Source organism: Paraburkholderia sp. RL17-381-BIF-C (genome assembly GCF_046026435.1).
GTDB lineage: Bacteria > Pseudomonadota > Gammaproteobacteria > Burkholderiales > Burkholderiaceae > Paraburkholderia.
The window spans coordinates 21,215-38,558 of the sequence record NZ_JARESX010000016.1 but is presented as its reverse complement, the minus strand read 5'-3'; the positions used below and the strand labels follow the sequence as shown (position 1 = coordinate 38,558).

At 61.3% G+C, this 17,344-nt stretch carries 15 protein-coding genes and 1 pseudogene; 9 read left to right on the top strand and 7 right to left on the bottom strand.

Translation table 11 applies throughout. From position 1 onward, the window contains the following. Positions 1-385 precede the first annotated feature (385 nt). Positions 386-783, top strand: a pseudogene (locus P0D70_RS12720) (IS6 family transposase); the annotation flags it as partial. Positions 784-842: 59 nt separating this feature from the next. Here the strand turns inward: P0D70_RS12720 and P0D70_RS12715 are convergent. From P0D70_RS12715 to P0D70_RS12695, 5 genes are all read right to left on the bottom strand, one after another. After that, positions 843-2,033 carry a mannitol dehydrogenase family protein gene (locus tag P0D70_RS12715; RefSeq protein WP_408184733.1) on the bottom strand — a complete coding sequence of 397 codons (1,191 nt, stop codon included), beginning with the start codon at positions 2,031-2,033 and terminating at the stop codon, positions 843-845. A gap of 2 nt (positions 2,034-2,035) precedes the next feature. Continuing rightward, positions 2,036-3,046: a zinc-binding alcohol dehydrogenase family protein gene (locus tag P0D70_RS12710; protein ID WP_091804049.1), complete on the bottom strand. Its 1,011-nt coding sequence runs from the start codon at positions 3,044-3,046 to the stop codon at positions 2,036-2,038. A 109-nt stretch (positions 3,047-3,155) separates the two neighbouring features. Then, complete coding sequence (locus tag P0D70_RS12705) at positions 3,156-4,100, bottom strand: ABC transporter substrate-binding protein (RefSeq protein ID WP_408184732.1); 945 nt, start codon at positions 4,098-4,100, stop codon at positions 3,156-3,158. Positions 4,101-4,181: 81 nt separating this feature from the next. Beyond that, positions 4,182-5,198 carry an ABC transporter permease gene (locus P0D70_RS12700; RefSeq protein ID WP_091804043.1) on the bottom strand — a complete coding sequence of 339 codons (1,017 nt, stop codon included), beginning with the start codon at positions 5,196-5,198 and terminating at the stop codon, positions 4,182-4,184. Then, positions 5,195-6,706: a sugar ABC transporter ATP-binding protein gene (locus P0D70_RS12695; protein ID WP_286162217.1), complete on the bottom strand. Its 1,512-nt coding sequence runs from the start codon at positions 6,704-6,706 to the stop codon at positions 5,195-5,197. The genes P0D70_RS12700 and P0D70_RS12695 overlap by 4 nt, the downstream gene beginning before the upstream one ends. A gap of 555 nt (positions 6,707-7,261) precedes the next feature. On the opposite strand from P0D70_RS12695, the gene P0D70_RS12690 reads away from it, so the two are divergent. The 4 genes from P0D70_RS12690 (at position 7,262) to P0D70_RS12675 (ending at position 10,739) form a co-directional block, all read left to right on the top strand. Beyond that, positions 7,262-7,960: a FadR/GntR family transcriptional regulator gene (locus tag P0D70_RS12690; protein WP_091804037.1), complete on the top strand. Its 699-nt coding sequence runs from the start codon at positions 7,262-7,264 to the stop codon at positions 7,958-7,960. A gap of 444 nt (positions 7,961-8,404) precedes the next feature. Next, positions 8,405-8,647, top strand: coding sequence for a hypothetical protein (locus tag P0D70_RS12685; protein ID WP_408184731.1), 243 nt, complete (start codon positions 8,405-8,407; stop codon positions 8,645-8,647). A gap of 29 nt (positions 8,648-8,676) precedes the next feature. Beyond that, positions 8,677-9,411 carry a cupin domain-containing protein gene (locus P0D70_RS12680; protein WP_408184730.1) on the top strand — a complete coding sequence of 245 codons (735 nt, stop codon included), beginning with the start codon at positions 8,677-8,679 and terminating at the stop codon, positions 9,409-9,411. A gap of 2 nt (positions 9,412-9,413) precedes the next feature. After that, positions 9,414-10,739: an NAD(P)/FAD-dependent oxidoreductase gene (locus P0D70_RS12675; RefSeq protein WP_408184729.1), complete on the top strand. Its 1,326-nt coding sequence runs from the start codon at positions 9,414-9,416 to the stop codon at positions 10,737-10,739. Positions 10,740-10,776: 37 nt separating this feature from the next. On the opposite strand, the gene P0D70_RS12670 is transcribed toward P0D70_RS12675, so the two are convergent. Further along, positions 10,777-10,908, bottom strand: a complete 132-nt coding sequence (locus P0D70_RS12670) for a hypothetical protein (protein WP_408184728.1) — start codon at positions 10,906-10,908, stop codon at positions 10,777-10,779. A gap of 205 nt (positions 10,909-11,113) precedes the next feature. Then, complete coding sequence (locus P0D70_RS12665; protein ID WP_408184727.1) at positions 11,114-12,034, bottom strand: LysR substrate-binding domain-containing protein; 921 nt, start codon at positions 12,032-12,034, stop codon at positions 11,114-11,116. A gap of 201 nt (positions 12,035-12,235) precedes the next feature. Here P0D70_RS12665 and P0D70_RS12660 point away from each other — a divergent pair, with 201 nt between their 5' ends. From P0D70_RS12660 to P0D70_RS12645, 4 genes are all read left to right on the top strand, one after another. Then, complete coding sequence (locus P0D70_RS12660) at positions 12,236-12,640, top strand: RidA family protein (protein ID WP_091804027.1); 405 nt, start codon at positions 12,236-12,238, stop codon at positions 12,638-12,640. 53 nt (positions 12,641-12,693) lie between these two features. Beyond that, positions 12,694-13,596, top strand: a complete 903-nt coding sequence (locus tag P0D70_RS12655) for a GNAT family N-acetyltransferase (protein ID WP_408184726.1) — start codon at positions 12,694-12,696, stop codon at positions 13,594-13,596. 267 nt (positions 13,597-13,863) lie between these two features. After that, on the top strand, positions 13,864-15,189 hold the full coding sequence (locus tag P0D70_RS12650; protein WP_408184725.1) for an NAD(P)/FAD-dependent oxidoreductase: 1,326 nt from the start codon (positions 13,864-13,866) through the stop codon (positions 15,187-15,189). Between the two features lie 145 nt (positions 15,190-15,334). Then, the gene (locus P0D70_RS12645) at positions 15,335-16,792 is read left to right on the top strand and encodes an aldehyde dehydrogenase family protein (protein WP_408184724.1); all 1,458 of its coding nucleotides are present in this window, start codon (positions 15,335-15,337) and stop codon (positions 16,790-16,792) included. Positions 16,793-17,344 lie beyond the last annotated feature (552 nt).

Sequence of the window (17,344 nt, the reverse complement as noted above, 5' to 3'; positions counted from 1 at the left end):
CTCGCTCAACGTCAGAATGAAGTGGGGACGCGCGGCTGACGCGACGGATATAGGTCGGCGTTCAGGTCATTCGATCCATTTGCAACGCGGCCCTGCCAAGTCAGGTGCGCAGTTGGCGCGTCGAGACACATACGCGAATTGATCGCGGCGACCAGGCGAAGCGGCAATGTCTTAATCCGGGGCAACCATCAAGACAAACGGCTCGTGAGCAAATCAATCTGGCACGCCAGTATGGTTACGCAAGAGACTCATCATCAGATTGTAGGCGGACGATGGCATCGAATACGGAAATGCCGATGGTCACACATTTTGATTCTTCGCACTGAGGGGGCGCTCGGTACTGGCACGTTGGCGGGGCGTTCACGTAACATGATGCGATGACGAAATCGCTCTATGCGGCCACCGGTTCCCGGCGTCGATTGTCAGCCATGCAGTGCGGTGGTATTTCCGGTACCGGTCCAGCCTGCGCGACATTGAAGCGTTGCTGTTCGGGCGCGGCGTGGCGGTCAGCTACGAAACAATTCACCGCTGGTACGAGAAGTTCGGCGCACGCTTTGCCGATAGGGTGAACGCAGCCCGCTGCAAGTCGCGCGGTACGTGGCACCTGGACGAGATGTCCGTTACGCTGCGTGGTGAACCGTGCCCGCTGTGCCGCGTGGTCGACGAGCGGGGCGCCGAACTCAACCTCCTGCTACAAGGCGGCACGACAAGGCCGCCGCCAAACGGTTTTTCAAGCATATGCCGCGCTCGAGCTCGATGCCGCGCAAGATCGTCACCGATCGGGCCTCGGAGAAGATGCGTTGAAGCGAGATCTGGAACACGAACAGCCAATACCGATAACGTCAGATGTCGCCAGCCATCATTTCTGTAAGAAGTGGTTGATCGACTATCGTGCCTGTAGCTCGCATCAGGGAGGCCGCCAACGCCAACAATGGGGCAATCCGACGCTGCTTCTTCTGCGCGTGATTCTGTGCAATATCGGCGAGGCGGTGCGCGAGAAACGGATTCAGCAAGCGTTCGCGGACCTGCGCGACGTAGGCCAACGCATCATCCCCTTCACCGAGGAGATCGAATATCGGCAAGACCTCCTGTTGCCAGACCGTCTCGAGTTTCGCGCGTAGGACAGGGTCGTTCATCGCAGCGCAGACTGTCTCGTCAGTTGCGCGAGCTTCGCGTAACCAGCGCTCGGCAAGAAAGGTATGCCCGAGATTCAGCAGGAACAGCTTGCGCCGCTCGAAATGCTGGAGATTCTGAGTGAGCACGATCGAAGGGTGTACGCACGGTATCTGCAGCCGTGGCTGCTGTTCTATCGCCCACAGTGCATACGGTTCCGCGATCGCGCCCACAGGCCGGATCGGCTCTGACACGATCCTGTCGACCAGCGAATTGGCCCATACGCAATGGTCAATCAGATAGCGGATGAATTCTTCGGGCATCTGCCACCGCAACGCCAATTCCACGGCGATGCCTCTTAACACTTCGCCGTTTTTTTCGATCAGCTCGCAGGGAAAGAGTGATAGCGGCGCCTCGGGGTGGTTTTGCCACCGAGTGTGCAACAAGGACAGCAGTCTGGCAGGAAAACTGTGTGGTACGCGGCTCGGGTCCGCGAAATCGCTGGCGTTATCGCGTTCATCGAGTTGATAGCCTTGGTCCCCAGTGTTCGAGACAACGATCTGCACCGGACCGCAGATCGTCTGGCGGATCCGCGCCCAATCCCTGCGCACATGTACCGCTTGGCGAATCGCCCGTCCTGTGAGTGTTAGGTCAATCAATCGGCCCGAATGCAGTCCACGTATATGAACCGGATAGCCACGACCGTTCGCGAGCGCGGCGACGCGCGCGGCGCTGTCGGCGCTCTCTGTGGTCTGAACCACGGCAATGCCGCCTGGCGCCGCACCTGGTTGGCCCGACTCGAGCGCCTCCGAGACGAATAAATCGACATGTGCCTGAAGGAAACGACTTGTGCCAAATTGCAGAATGGGTTGCGTGAGCGGTGCGGCAAGGGTTGGTGCTTCCTCATGCGAAGGGTGCATCGCTAACATTCCACAATAGCTTTGACGACACCGCCGGCAGGATCGAGCAGTGTCGCAAATTGAGCGGGGACATCGGCTAACGCAAGTCGATGCGTATTCAGTGCGCGGTCCGGGATATGGCCTGCCCGCATGGCCTTGATGACGGTTTCGAAGTCCTCGAGTGTAGCGTTACGGCTGCCGAGTAGGGTGGTTTCGCGCTTGTGGAATTCCGGGTCCGAAAAAGTGATCGTGTCAGCCACGATGGAAACCAGAACGTACCGGCCGCCATGGGCGATGAACTGGAAGCCGCGTTCCATTGCTTTGGGGTTTCCGGTTGCGTCGAACACCACATCAAAGAAGTCGCCGTCTGTCTGTTCCGACAATTGCGCGTGATCGCCGTCGCCAATCTGCACGGCTGCGGCGGCGCCTAGATGTTTGACGCAAAAATCTAGCCGGTCCGCACGCGTATCGAGGACGGTCACCGTCGCACCGCGCAGTTTGCAGAAGGTAAGAACCGCCATGCCGATCGGCCCCGCGCCGACTACGAGCACGCGTTCACCCTGCTTCACGTCGCCACGCCTGACCGCATGCGCGCCGATCGCAAGGAATTCGACCATGGCCGCCTGATCGAGCGTGATGCCTTCGGCCTTGTGAACGAACTGCGCGGGAACGCTCAGGTACTCGGTGAACGCGCCGTCTCGATGCACGCCCAACACCTGGATATTCACGCAGCAATTGGTCTTGCCGCGGCGGCACGCAATGCATTGGCCGCACGACAGATACGGCATCACGAAGACCTGATCGCCAGCAACGAGTCCGCTGTGGGGCGGCGCCTGTTCGACGATGCCGGACAACTCATGGCCCATCACGCGCGGATAGGCCAGATAAGGCTGATTTCCCGTGAAAATATGCAAGTCCGTACCGCATACGCCAACACGCTTGACGCGTAAGAGCACGTCGTTTTTTCCCGTTTCGGGTTTAGGCCTTTCCTGTGCGCTCAGCTTTCCTGGCGTCTCGCATATTACCGTAAGCATAGCAATCCTTATTTCGTCGCCGTTTCGAGCGGCGCAGCGTTAGTTCGAGTACGTCTTGCAGCGGCGGCCGGGCGAGATTCATATCGAGCCGCCCGGTCGGCCAGGATGATCAATACAGCACGTTCTTCGCTTCAGGTTTGTCGATGTTGCCTCTTGTCACCATCACCACACCGGTATCGAGGTTCTTCGATACCGGCTTTTTCTCGATCAGATTGACCACCGTTTTCACGCCTAGCTCGCCCATCTGGTACGAGCCCTGCACGGCGGTGGCGGCAAGCGTGCCGTCCTTGATGAAACCCTGCAGATCCTGATTGCCGTCGAAGCCGATCGCCACCACTTTGCCGGCTTTGCCGGACTGTTCGAGCGCACGACCCATGCCGACCGCGGTTGGCTCATTCGCGCCGAAAATGCCTTTGAGGTCGGGATTGGCGGTCAACGTGTCGGTGGTCTGGTTGAGCGCCGTCGCCATCTGCGAGTTCGAATAGAAAGGTCCCACCACCTGCAATTGCGAATGTGCCTTCAGATAGTCGCGGAATCCGCCCACCCGGCCGATTTCCGAGCCCGCGCCGGCGACATAGGACATGATCGCGATCTTGCCGCTTTGGCCCACGCGGTCGATCAGCGCTTTGGCGCACAGTTCGCCCGCCTTCTTGTTGTCGGTCGAGAGGAATGACTGGTAGTACTGCTTGCCGGAATCGGAGAGCGCGGAATCGATGATGACGACCGGGATATGGGCTTCCCACGCCTTCTTGACGGCGGGCACGAGCGCGTCCGGATCGGACGGGGCGAGCACGATACCGGCCACCTTGCGATTCACCGCGTTCTCGACCATGTTGACCTCGTCGGCAATGGCGGTTTCCGCCGCCGGGCCCTGGAAAGTCATCGTGTAGCCCTTGAGTTGACCCATTGCCGCATTCGCGCCCTTCTGGACGTTCTGCCAGTAGTTGGAACTCGATGTCTTCACGATTACCGCGATCTCGCCGCCGGCGGCGCGAGCAAGTCCGGTGGCCAGCATCAGGGTGGCGGCCAGCAGGCTCAGTTGGAATGTGCGCATGTCTCTACTCCTGTGAGGATTTGTTGTCGTACATGGACTTCTCGGCGCTGCAGACCAGCCGGTCCGAAGCGCCGATGGATGTCACCGGCGATTGCGGAGCTGGTCGATCCAGACAGTGCCCAGAATCACCAGGCCGATGATGATTTGCTGAATGAAGCTCGACACTCCATTCATGTTCAACCCGTTGCGCAGAATGCCGATCACGAATGCACCGATCGCCGTGCCGGAAATCGTGCCGACGCCGCCCATCAGCGAGGTGCCGCCGATCACCGCACTGGCAATCGCGTCGAGTTCGTACATCACGCCTTCATTCGGCTGCGCGGTGAGCAGTCGCGACATCAGCACGCAGCCGGTCACGCCTGCAAGCGCACCGGAGAGCACATACGTGAACATCGTCACGCGCGCGACATTGACGCCGGACAGCCGGGCCGCTTCGGCGTTGGAGCCGACCGCGTAAATATGCCGGCCGAGCGTGGTGCGGCTTAGCATGATCGACACGGCGACGGCGATGACGATCATCAGCAGCACGGGGTAGGGGATGCCTGGAAACTTCACGTCCGGAAAGCCGTCCGCCCCGATCGTCTCGATCCTGAACAACGCGCCGTTGCCGAGCACGCCGAAGGCTTCACCCAGCCCCGACACGGGGCGCGCGCCGGTGATTTGCAGTGCCAGGCCACGGGCCACTAGCATCATGCCGAGCGTGGCGATAAACGGCGGCAGGCGCATGCGCGTGACGCACAGACCGTTCACTGCGCCGCACAACGCGCCGATCACGATGCCGAGCAGCATGCCGACGGTGACCGGCATGCCGGCCTTCACGGCGAGGGCCGCCACGACACCGGACAGCGCGAGCACCGAGCCGACCGACAGGTCGATGCCGCCCGTGATGATGACGCAGGTCGCGGCGACGCCAAGGTAGGCAATCGAGGTCACCTGCAGCGCGACGGTCATCGCGTTGTCTACGGTATGGAAGGCCTCGCTCGTGGACGAGAACACCAGGATCATCACAATCAGGCTGGCGAAGGCGGCAAACTTCTGGATCAGATCCTTGCGCCGTTCGCTGGCAAGCGAGGGGCTGGGACGTGTAAGCGTGCTCATTGCGAAGCTCCCGAGGTGTCCGAAGCGCCTTGGCGTCCCGAGGCGTAATGCATGATTTCTTCCTGACTCGTTTGACGGGTCTCGAGGATCGTTACGAGGTCGCCTTCATGAAAAACAGCCACGCGATCCGTCATGCCGAGAATCTCGGGCAGTTCGGAGCTGATCATGACCACGCCGATGCCTTGCGCCGCCAGCTTGTCGAGCAGTTCGTAGATCGCGAATTTGGCGCCGACGTCGATGCCGCGGGTGGGCTCGTCGAAGAACAGCACGCGTGAATCGCGGAACAGCCACTTGCTGATGACAACCTTCTGCTGATTGCCGCCTGACAGGTTGCGTGCGATCTGCCTGACGCTTGGCGTGCGTATGCCCAGTGCGTCCACGTAGCGTTTCGCAACTGCGGCCTCGGTTGCGAAGCGTATAAATCCCAGCCGGTTCGAGACCGCATCCATGTTGGCCAGCGTGATATTGCTGGCGACGGGCATGTTGAGCGACAGGCCGTTGGCCTTGCGGTCTTCGGACAGGTACGCAATGCCGTGCCGGATAGCGTCGATCGGCGAGCGGATCGCAAGGGTCTCGTGACCTAGCCTGATCGTGCCGCTGTCGGGCAGATCGGCGCCAAAGATCGCGCGTGCCACTTCCGTTCGGCCCGCACCCATCAAGCCGGCGAAACCCAGGATCTCGCCGCGCCGCAATTCGAAGCTGACGGGTCCGAAGACATTCGCGCGCGTCAATTGATCGACCGACAGCAAGACCTCCCCGGTCGGAACGGACGTGCGCGGCGGAAACTTATCTTCGAGCGAACGGCCGACCATGCGTGCGACGACCTTATCGATGGTGGTTTCGCGAAAAACGTCTGTCGACACATAACGTCCGTCGCGCATGACGGTGACGCGGTCGACGATCTCGGTCATTTCATCGAGCCGGTGCGAGATATAAATGATTCCGACGCCGGCGCGCTTCAGCTCGTGAATGATCCTGAAGAGCTGGCGGGTTTCCGTCTCCGTGAGGGACGACGTGGGCTCGTCCATGATCAGCACTTCGGCGTCCAGCGAGAGCGCCTTGGCGATTTCCACCATTTGCCGTTGCGCGACCGGGAGCGTGCGCACGAGTGTTCCCGGTGCGATGTCGACCCCGAGCCGGTCGAGGCAGCGCTGCGCATCGGCGCGCAGACGCGCCCGGTCGACGAATACCCCACGGCGCGGTTCACGGGCGAGAAAGATGTTCTCAGCCACCGACAGGTGCGGCACCAGGTTCAGCTCCTGGTGAATGATGGCGATGCCTGCGGCTTGAGCGTCGAGCGACGAAGCGAAGTGGCATTCGCTGCCCTTGTAGATGATGGAGCCATCGTCGGGCGGGTACTGGCCGCTGATGATTTTCATCAGCGTGGATTTGCCCGCGCCGTTTTCTCCGCATACCGCATGAACCTCACCACGCCGCAAGTCGAAACTGACGCTGTCCAGTGCGACGACGCCTGGGAAGCGCTTGGTCACGCCCGTGAGCCGCAACAACTCGCCGTTCTCGTCGGGCCGTGAGGCGCGAGCGGGCGCATCGGCAGGCGGCGCGTTTGCCGGTTCGGACGCCGAAACAGGGGCGGACGGGGCGGACGTACGATGTTCGCCCGGAGCAACTGCGAGGCGGGCATGACCAGAATGCGGGCGCGCCAATAGAGCGCGGCGCGGCGCGGGCCGTGTCGAGAATTCCAGCAAGGCTGTCTCCAATTCGTGACGCCGCCGGTGGGCGGGTACGTGGTTTTGTTCTTCGCGAAACGAACCCTTAACCGGTGCGGCAGCGAACGGCGGGGGCAAATTAATCATAGGTACGCAGCGAGAATTGGTCAAGCCACTTTTGCTTTGGATGGATAGACTAAGCTGTATTCGCGGCTGGTGCTGGCCGCGATAGGCCCATGGTTCCCACGTCAGAAGCCAGCGCTGGTGGCTAGTTGACGGTCAAGCAGACGGGTGGCCTATAATCTCTATCAAGTCAAATCTGGGCTAATTGGCCTGACCAAAAAGGCGACGCGGCCAATCGCACGGTGGGCGACACACGGTTTCTAGGGAGGACATTTGACAGGCACCCAACTCAAACAGGTCGAGACGAAACGTCTCTATCAGCACATTGCCGACCAGATACGGGCGCTTATCCAGTCGGGTGGCTTCGCCCAGGGCGCACGTTTGCCTCCCGAGCGTGATCTCGCCCAGCAACTGGGCGTTTCGCGGCCCTCACTGCGAGAAGCGCTGATCGCACTGGAGATTGCGGGCTCCGTTGAGATTCGCCAGGGCTCCGGTGTCTACGTGTGCCGGACGCCCGAGCGTTCGCCGAATGCAACCGTCGCCTTGGGCGAAAGTCCGTCCGAGTTGATGCAGGCACGCGCGGTATTGGAAGGCTCGCTGATCGTGCTGGCTGCCGCGCTGATTACGCCGGAGCGGTTGACCCGCCTGCGCGAGACGCTCGATGGGATGCGCTCGCAGATCAAGGCAGGGCGCTCTCCGCTCGACCATGATCGCGCGTTCCACGTGGGTATCGCAGAGATGACCGGCAATCTCGTGCTGGTCCGGATGGTGACCGAATTGTTCGACGAGCGTCACAGTCCGATTTCAGCGCGCCTTAGCGGTCACGCGGAGACGGGGCAAACCTGGGCAGCGGCACTCGCGGAACATGAGACGATTTATCGCGCGCTCGAGGAGCGCGACCCGCTCGCTGCTCAATCTGCGATGCGCAGCCATCTGAAGGCATCTGAGATACGGTGGACTGAGACGGGATGATGCCGTGTGAGCGTATTTGCACACATGCGTCCGGATAATTTCTTCACGCAAAATCCTGGGACGGCAAGGGTGATTGCAATTGCTGACACTCGCCGGCTCCTGCGGCGCCTCTAACGCGCGCTGTTCTTTGTAAGCAGTCCCCCGAGCGCGACGTCATCGCGGACCGGCTGAAACTGCGCGCGTTCAGTCTTTCAACTCCGCTGCAGACGGCTAGCTGTTTCGGCAGCCGCGAATACAGTTCTCGAGTTCTCATTGATCTGGCAATCGTCTTGGGCCATTCACCGCAGATCATGCCGTTAGCGTTGCTAATAATGGGTGGGTTGCGCTTTTTACCCGCTCAAATCAACGACATCCTGACTTTTTGCGCTGGTTAAATACTCGACAAGAAGTTTCCTTTTCTCCCTACGGAACTTAAGGGTTCACCGTTACGAGGAGACTATTACCATGGTCGCTTTCGAGCCAACGTACATCGCTTTTGACTGCCATGGCACGCCCACGAAGTTCCGCATGGCCGAGATGGCTCGCGAAATTTACGGCTACGGTTTGCACGGCGTGGAACTGGGAAGGTTCGTCGCGTTCTTCTCCGGCTATCGGCCTGATCACGTGCTCGGTGTACGGAAGCCGTATCGCGACGTGGTCGTGACTTCGGTGCGCCGCGCGTGCACTGCCTTCCGGGTTTTTCAGTGAAATTTTCGCGCTATGCGCAGGAGCAAAAAATGACCGTGGCCCTCGTGCTGCATCGCGCCGACGGCGCACCTCTGTCAACCTCGTTCCGCAGGGCGGCGTTCGGCAAGGACGACCCCTTTGCACGACATCGCGAAATCGCGTGGGAAGGACCGGACTCGATGGTCGCGGGTCGGGCCAGCTTTATTGGTGAGCTCAACGTCGCGAGCTTTCCCCACATTGAAACCATCGTCGTGGTGGAAGGACAACTCACTCTGCAAGCGGCCGGTGAGGCGCCGTTAATGCTCGGTCCGCAAGCGGGTGCTGTCATCGGGGCCGGTACGGCGCTTCGCGTCCTCGCCGAATCCCGCGTGCGGTTCGTGTTCTGTGCGGCTGCCTGCGAGAAACCGACAAAGCGCGGACTTATCCCCCTGCGTGCCGACGCCAACTTCAGACCGTCCGCTTCGCTACCGGCGGAGGTGCTGCTGGGCCCGGCGCCGCAATGCCGAAGCGACAACGTCTTTACCGACGACGGCGCGGAGTACCTCGCGGGCACGTGGGATTCGACGCCTTATCACCGGGTTGTTCGCCCGCATCGCGTGAACGAGTTCATGCAACTGCTGGCCGGCAGCGTGCGGTTCGCGGCGCCTGATGGCAGCGTGCTGTCGCTAGGCGCCGGCGACGCGCTTTTCGTGCCCCGGGGCGCACCGATCGGGTGGGAAAGCAGTGAACGGGTGGCGAAGTTTTACGTTGTTCAAAGCGTCCAGACTTCAATCGAGCGAGATTGATCATGTCTCCTCCGCTGAACCACATCCAGACTTCGCCCACGTTGCCGGCCGCGGCCGACGTGGTCGTGATCGGCGGTGGCATCATCGGCGTCTTTGCCGCCTACTACTTGGCCCGGCGCGGGTTTTCAGTCGCGCTCGTCGAGAAGGGACGGATCGGCGCCGAACAGTCGAGCCGCAATTGGGGCTGGTGCCGGCAGCAGAACCGCGACGCTCGCGAATTGCCGATGGCGAGCAAAAGCCTTGATCTGTGGGAACGATTTGCCGCTGAAACCGGTGAAGACACCGGCTTTCATCGCTGCGGGCTGTTGTATCTCAGTAACGACGAGGCCGAGCTGTCTCGCTGGTCCAGTTGGGGCGACTTTGCGAAGACCGCCGGGGTGACAACCTACATGCTCGATAGTCGGCAAGCCGGCCAGCGGGGGCAGGCGACCGGCCGCGCCTGGAAAGGCGGCGTCTTCTCGCCCAGCGATGGCACCGCTGATCCTGCCAAGGCCGCACCGGCAGTGGCCACTGCGCTCATGAAGCTCGGTGGCAGTGTCCACCAGCACTGCGCGGCCCGCGGCGTTGAATTGGAAGGCGGGCGGGTCAGCGGCGTCGTCACGGAAGCGGGGGTCATCAAGACCAGAACGGCGATCCTGGCGGGTGGCGCCTGGGCATCTTCGTTCTGCCGCCAGCTTGGTATCCGTTTTCCCCAAGCCTCGATCCGCCAATCCATCCTTAGCGTGTCTCCTGGAGGACATCGGTTGCCGGATGCCTTGTTCACCTCGGGCGTGTCCATCACACGCCGCAACGATGGACGCTATGCGCTGGCCATCAGCGGCCGCGCACGCGTAGACGTCACGCCGCAGTTCATACGATTCGCCCCACAATTCGTACCGATGTTCGCCAGGCGCTGGCGCAGCCTTCTTCCCGGTGGTCTGGAGGGCATTCGCGGTGGGCACGAAACGCTGAAGCGTTGGCGGCTCGACGCGCCGACACCTATGGAGCGGGTGCGCATTCTCGATCCGAAGCCGGATCTGCCGACCATTGAGGAGACCCACCGCCGCGCCGTCGAACTACTGCCCGAACTCGGCCAGGCAGAGATCACCCACGCGTGGGCCGGCTTCGTCGACAGCACGCCGGATGGTGTTCCCGGTGTTGGCGAAATGCCTGGTACGCCGGGATTGATTCTGGCAGCAGGCTTTTCCGGACACGGTTTCGGCATCGGCCCCGGCGCAGGCCACCTGATCGCGGACCTCGCCACCGGGGCCGAACCTATCGTGGATCCCACACCGTATCGGCCCAGCCGATTCAGCGACTCCGCATGGGGCAAGGTTGCTGATTTCTAGGTCGCAACCCGACTGCGTTGGAGAGTCGAACTCCAGCTCAGCAAATCAACCCGGCAAGCCCTGCCGAGGAGACGACCACGTCGCCGGAAAATGCAGACAGTTCGTGCGGTATTGGTGCGCCGACGATCAACGGCGCGATGCGCGTCGCGTGCGCGTCGGCCAGCGTCACGCCGCTGTGACCGCTCTACATCGATCAATGCTGCGGGTGTGTTCAGCGACTGCAATTCCATCTGCGACTTCTTGCGATTGTTTGCGCGAGTGGTCTCCCGGCATCAGCATGGCGCCGTGAGGAAAGTGCCGCCACGGTAGGAGCTTCGTGTTCCCTTGTGTTTAACGAAGGATAAACCGACCGTTAAGCCCCATTGAATATCACCTCAGACACGCCAGGGTACTGGGTCGAAGGCTCGTTTCGCGGCCTCGAGAAACACACGCTGGCGGATCGTCAGGCCATGACGCGTGGGCACCAGGGCCATCACCGGCGCCGGTTCGAGGCGCCATGCCGGTAGTACTCGCTTCAGCTTTCCCGCTGCGATCAGCCGCGCGGCGTCCCATTCGGATCGTTCGACAATGCCGAGGCCGTCGACCGCCCAGTCGCTAACGACCGTACCGTCATTCGACGACAAAGCGCCGGCTAGCCGAATCGTGACGGCCTGGTCCCCGCGTTTGCCCGTGCCATTCGGCCGGGTGAAACGCAGGCGCGTAACGTCTTCATCGTTTTCGCGCAACGTCAGGAATTCGTATTGCGTGAGTTCGGATGGATGCTCGAGTTTCGACAGGCGACGCGCAAGGGCTGGGCTCGCGCACAGGAAGCGGTCGTTTGGGGCGAGATAGTGTCCTATCCAGGACGACCCCTTAATGTTGCCGATGGACACGACCGCGTCGGCACCAGCCGCTGCCGTGAGCGGGCTGTCGGACAGGATGAGCGAAATCGCGAGATTCGGGTGTGCGAGATGCAGATCGCGAACCAGCGGCGCCACGTGCGCGCGGCCAAAACCAAACGGCGCGACTACGCGCAAATGACCGCTTACACCTGCCGACTCACTGGAGACGCGCGAAGGAATCGACTCGATCCGCTCCAGGATTTCTATTGCTTCCTGGACAAGCCGCTGGCCTTCGTTCGTCAGCGAAATGCCTCTGGCGGCGCGTGTGGCCAGACGAACTCCCATACGCTCTTCGATGCGCTGAAGACGCACCGTGACAGCGGGAGGCGTGAGATCCAGTAGCCTGGCGGCTGCAGCAAGCGAGTGTGCCACGCCGAGCGCGCGGAACAGGCGCATGTCTTCCAGTTCGATCATTAAACAGCCTTTAACGATGAGTTCATCGGATATTAAACACGACAAAAAGTTTTCTTTCTATAGTGCTGCGTATGGACTTGGGTTTAGCGATGAACTCGCGAACATGCCGGCGGCGTCGCCCGTCGGGCAAACGTGACCCGGCTCGCGCGTCTACTTCACTGAGGTGTGAGGGGCGAGCCTTTTCAAACTTGAGTGGCCTTCATGGATCAACAGGAACACGGTGCCCACTTCCCCCAGACGATGAATCCCGCCGGACTGGCGATGCCGGGCGGGCATTACAGTCACGTTGCGATCGCAAATGGCCTGATTTTCGTGTCGGGTCAACTACCGATCGATCTGAACGGCAGAAAGCTCGCGGATCGTCCTTTCGAAGACCAGGCAGAGCAGGCATTGGCAAATCTTGAGGCGGCGCTTGTTGGTGCGGGCAGCGACGTTTCGAAACTAGCTCAGGTCCGTGTTTATATCGTCGATGTCGAGCATTGGCCGAGCTTTAACGCCATCTATGCGCGCTGGGCCGGCGACGCGAAACCCGCTCGCGCCGTCGTACCGGTTCCGGCGCTTCACTTCGATCTGAAGATCGAGATCGAAGCGGTCGCATTGATATAGCGTGGATTCGGATCGGCACGGTAGTGGGTCAGGGCATGTCTTAAGGCAACCTAATGAAACTGGATTCTCTTATGAGCGCTTCATCGCCAACGACAAATCTTCGCTATCGGAGATTTACTTCGACTGATATACCGGCGGCTCATGGCCTGTCTATGGCAGTCAGTTGGCCGCATCGGCCGGAGGACTGGCAATTTGCCGCTGACGAGGGTACGGGCTTCGTCGCGGAAGAAAACGGTGCCGTGATTGGCACTGCGCTGTGCTGGAAATTCGGAATCGAGCGCGCGTCTCTTGGTCTCGTGATTGTGTCTTCCGAGCATCAGGGGCGTGGCATTGGCCGCAGGCTGATGGAAATGCTGCTCGAAGAACTCGGGCCACGCATCACTTTCCTGCATGCGACGCCAGCCGGTCAGCCGCTCTACGAAAAGCTGGGGTTTGACGTGTGTGGGTCGCTGGACCAGTTTCAAGCGTACGTCGGCGAGACTTCGCCGCTTGCGTTGCCCGACGGCGAAAGATTGCGGGCGGCGACTCCTGCCGACTCCCCCGCTCTCATTGAACTGTGTTCGCGTGCTTGCGGGCTGCAGCGCGACGCGATGATGTCCGCATTGCTGAAGCTCGGGGAAAGCGTGGTGCTCGAATGCGACGGCGAAATTACCGGATTCTCGGTGCTCCGTCGTTTTGGCCGGGGCTACGTGATTGGTCCTGTGCTCGCACTCCGTTCTCACGACGACCTTCGGGCGAAAGCGCTGATCGGCTACTGGCTGGCGGGTCGCGCAGGCGAGTTCGTTCGTGTCGATGTCCCCTCGGGAACGAGTCTGCCCGACTGGCTGATCGGACAAGGATTGAAGCGGGTGGATACCGTCGTGAAGATGGTCCGCAATGCGCCTGCTGACATGCATACAGGTGAGCCCGATCCGGTATGGCGACTGTATGGCCTCATCAGTCAGGCGATGTTCTAGGCCTCGCCGCAACAGCTTGGCGTAGCACGAGCCTGCGCTGGGAATGGATAGCAACCCCGGCATGCAGCCACCTGGCTGGTTCGATAAGCGGCTCGATTGCGAACGCACATGCTTGGCAGATGAGCCCGCTTGCCGCCTCGCGCCGCTGACCGTTAAGTCTGCTTTAGCGACCAGCGATTCAACATTCGACAACCTGAGCTTTGTGGTGTTCGACAATCGCCAATATACGATTCACCGAATATACGACTCAGGAAGGAGCTCTAGCAGATGCGCGTACCGTTGACCCGCGTCGATACCACCCCGAGCCTGCCCGACAGCGCTGATGTTGTCGTGATCGGTGCGGGCATCGTCGGTGTATTCACAGCATGGTTTCTGGCGAAGCGGGGCGTGAAGGTTTCGCTCATCGAAAAAGGCATAGTCGGGGGCGAGCAGTCCAGCCGGAACTGGGGCTGGTGCCGTCAACAAAACCGCGATGCGCGCGAATTGCCGATTGCGACCGAAAGCCTGCGGCTATGGGAGCAGTTTGAAGCCGAGTCTGGTGAGACCACCGGTTTTCGCCGCAGCGGCCTGCTGTATCTGAGCAACGATGACAGCGAACTCGCCACCTGGACGCGCTGGTGCGAATTCGCACGCACGGCGGGTGTCAGGACGGAGGTGCTCGGCAGTAAACTGGCAACCGAACGGGCTGCTGCGACCGGACGCAACTGGAAAGGCGGCGTGTTCGCGCCGACCGACGGCACCGCCGATCCGGCCAACGCTGCGCCGGCGGTGGCTCGCAGCATCATGAGGCTGGGCGGAACGGTTCATCAGAACTGCGCCGCGCGGGGGATCGAAACCGAAGGCGGCCGGGTCAGCGGTGTGGTGACTGAGCATGGCACGATCCGCACGAAGATCGCGGTGCTGTCCGGCGGCGCATGGGCTTCCACGTTTTGCCGGCAACTGGGCATCCGTCTGCCGCAGGCGACCATTCGATCTTCTGTCATGTCGGTCTCACTGCGGCGGGGCACGTTGCCGGATGCGCTGCACACATCGGGCATTACCGTCACGCGACGCGGTGACGAAGCGTATTCGCTCGCAATCAGTGGATTGGCAAAGCTCGATCCCACGCTGCAGAAGATCCGCTATGCAAAGGACTTCATGCCGATGTTCGGACGCCGCTGGCGCAGCCTCAGTCCGGGTAATCTGGAAGGCGTGCGCTCCGGTCATGAAGGAGCCGGGCGCTGGCGACTCGACTGCCCGAGCCCTATGGAAAACATGCGGGTGCTGGACCCCTGCGTCGATGAAGCCACGCTCAAGGAGATTCGCAAGCGGGCAATCGATCTGTGTCCGGTGATCCGAGAGAGCCGGGTCACCGCATCCTGGGCAGGCTACATTGACATGACACCGGACGGCGTTCCCGCTATCGGCGAAGCGAAGGAACTGCCGGGGTTCGTGCTGGCCGCTGGCCTGAGCGGCCACGGCTTCGGCATTGGGCCCGGGTGCGGTCATCTCGTCGCGGATATGGTCACAGGCGCGCCGCCGATCGTTGATCCCGAACCCTATCGTCCGGAGCGATTCGAAGAGTCGGTGTGGGGAAAGGTCGCCGACTTTTAAGAACGGATTTATCACCTGCCCGACGGAGTAAACCGGCTCGGACCGCAGCCACGAACGTTAATCAGGCTGCCATCCCTTGCCACCTCGTTAAGCCGCGGTTTTAGCCTTTTTGTGAGCGCACGGTACTACTCAAGGACACGTTGCAATGAATTCACCTGTTCTTCACCTGAAGCAAGCGGGCCGGCTGGACCGGCTCTTTATCGACGGCGAATGGACTGCCCCCGCAGGTACTGCGCATGCGGCGGTCGTGTGCCCGTCTACCGAAGACACGCTCTGCGAGATTCCACTTGGCGACGCACGCGACGTCGACCGCGCCGTGCAAGCCGCGCGCAAAGCGTTCGTGCGATGGTCCGTGACGTCACCGAAGGAGCGCGCTGCGCTGCTGGACCGCGTTCATGCGTTGATCATCGAGCGTGCCGAACTGTTCGCCCAGGCGCTGACGATGGAAATGGGCGCGCCGATCAATTACGCGCGCGGCGCGCATGTGCCGCTCGCGGCCGAACATATCCGTGTCGCGAGGGATAATCTGGCAAGTTACCCTTTCCGCGTCCAGCGGGGAACGACTGCGGTCGTGCGCGAGCCGATCGGCGTGTGCGCGCTCATCACGCCGTGGAACTGGCCGATTTATCAGATCACGGCCAAGGTGGGACCGGCGCTTGCAGCCGGCTGTACCGTGGTGCTGAAGCCCAGCGAGTTGTCTGCGCTGAGCGCCTTGCTGTTTGCGGAGGTCATCGCCGACGCGGGCATTCCCGCTGGCGTATTCAACCTCGTGAGCGGCACGGGCCCTGAAGTGGGTGCGGCGCTCGCGTCCCATCCGCAAGTCGATATGGTGTCGATCACAGGTTCGACGCGGGCGGGTGTGCTGGTCGCCCAGGCAGCCGCGCCCACTGTCAAGCGCGTGGCCCAGGAGCTTGGCGGCAAATCCCCCAACATCGTATTGCCGGATGCCGATCTGCCGCGTGCCGTGTCGCTTGGCGTCGCAGCGGCATTCCGCAATATGGGGCAATCGTGCAGCGCGCCGACCCGCATGATCGTGCCGCGCAGCATCGCGGCCGAGGTCGAAACGCTGGCGGTCGCGGCGACGGAACAGATGATCGTCGGTAATCCGTTCGCCGAAGCGACGACCCACGGCCCGCTCGCCAATCGCGCGCAGTTCGGCAGGGTGCAGCGGATGATCGAGGCAGGTATCGACGAAGGAACAAAGCTGATTGTGGGCGGCACCGGAAGACCGGTCGGATTCAGCAAAGGCTTTTACGCGCGCCCGACAATCTTCTCGGATGTCCGCACCGATATGACCATTGCACAGGAGGAGATCTTCGGGCCGGTTCTCGCGATTCTTCCTTACTATACGGTCGAAGAAGCGATCGCCATCGCGAACGACACGGTGTATGGCCTCGGCGCGCATATCCAGGGCAAGGACAGGGAACGCATGCACGCGGTCGCCGCTCGCATCCAGTCAGGCCAGGTGCATCTGAACTACCCGGCATGGGATCCGCAGGCGCCGTTCGGCGGGTACAAGCAGTCTGGGAATGGACGCGAGTACGGGATCGAAGGCATGGAAGAGTACATGGAGGTAAAGTCGATCCTTGGGTACTACGCATGATTCGTGGCGAAGCGCGCAGTGACGCTGCGCGCTCGGATGCGCTGATGCATGGCGACGGCGATAAGGCTGATCGCCAGGTCGGGCGTTCTCCGGCACGGCGGAAGTTTTATGGTTTCAAAGTGGCCGATCCCGGAAGTTATTTGAGTAACAGGAGACGGGGAAGCGGCTCGTTTGACCGCTTAAATCGGCCCCGCCGGAAGTTGTTTGGTTGATTTTCCGGCAGTTAATCGAGTTCCTCTACACGGACATTGCCGTGGTCGATGTTGTGATGCCCCCATCGACCGCATGTGGCTTTCGAGCGCCCTTTGCGCAGCACCATGGCTAGCCCACGTTCCCGTGATTTCTTTCCGTCGTTCATGTGCTGCGCAACCTGCCGGTGCACGGATAGTTGCGCAAGAAATCAGGCACGAATGGACCGATCGACCTGATTAACAGACTGAGGCCATAGTGCACCCTTGGTCCGTTGTGCTCTTTCGGCGGGAAATGCGCGGCCGCATCGGACTGTCGACCCATCGTTTCGGCCTGGAGTAATGGCCACGGTTGAGCGTACTT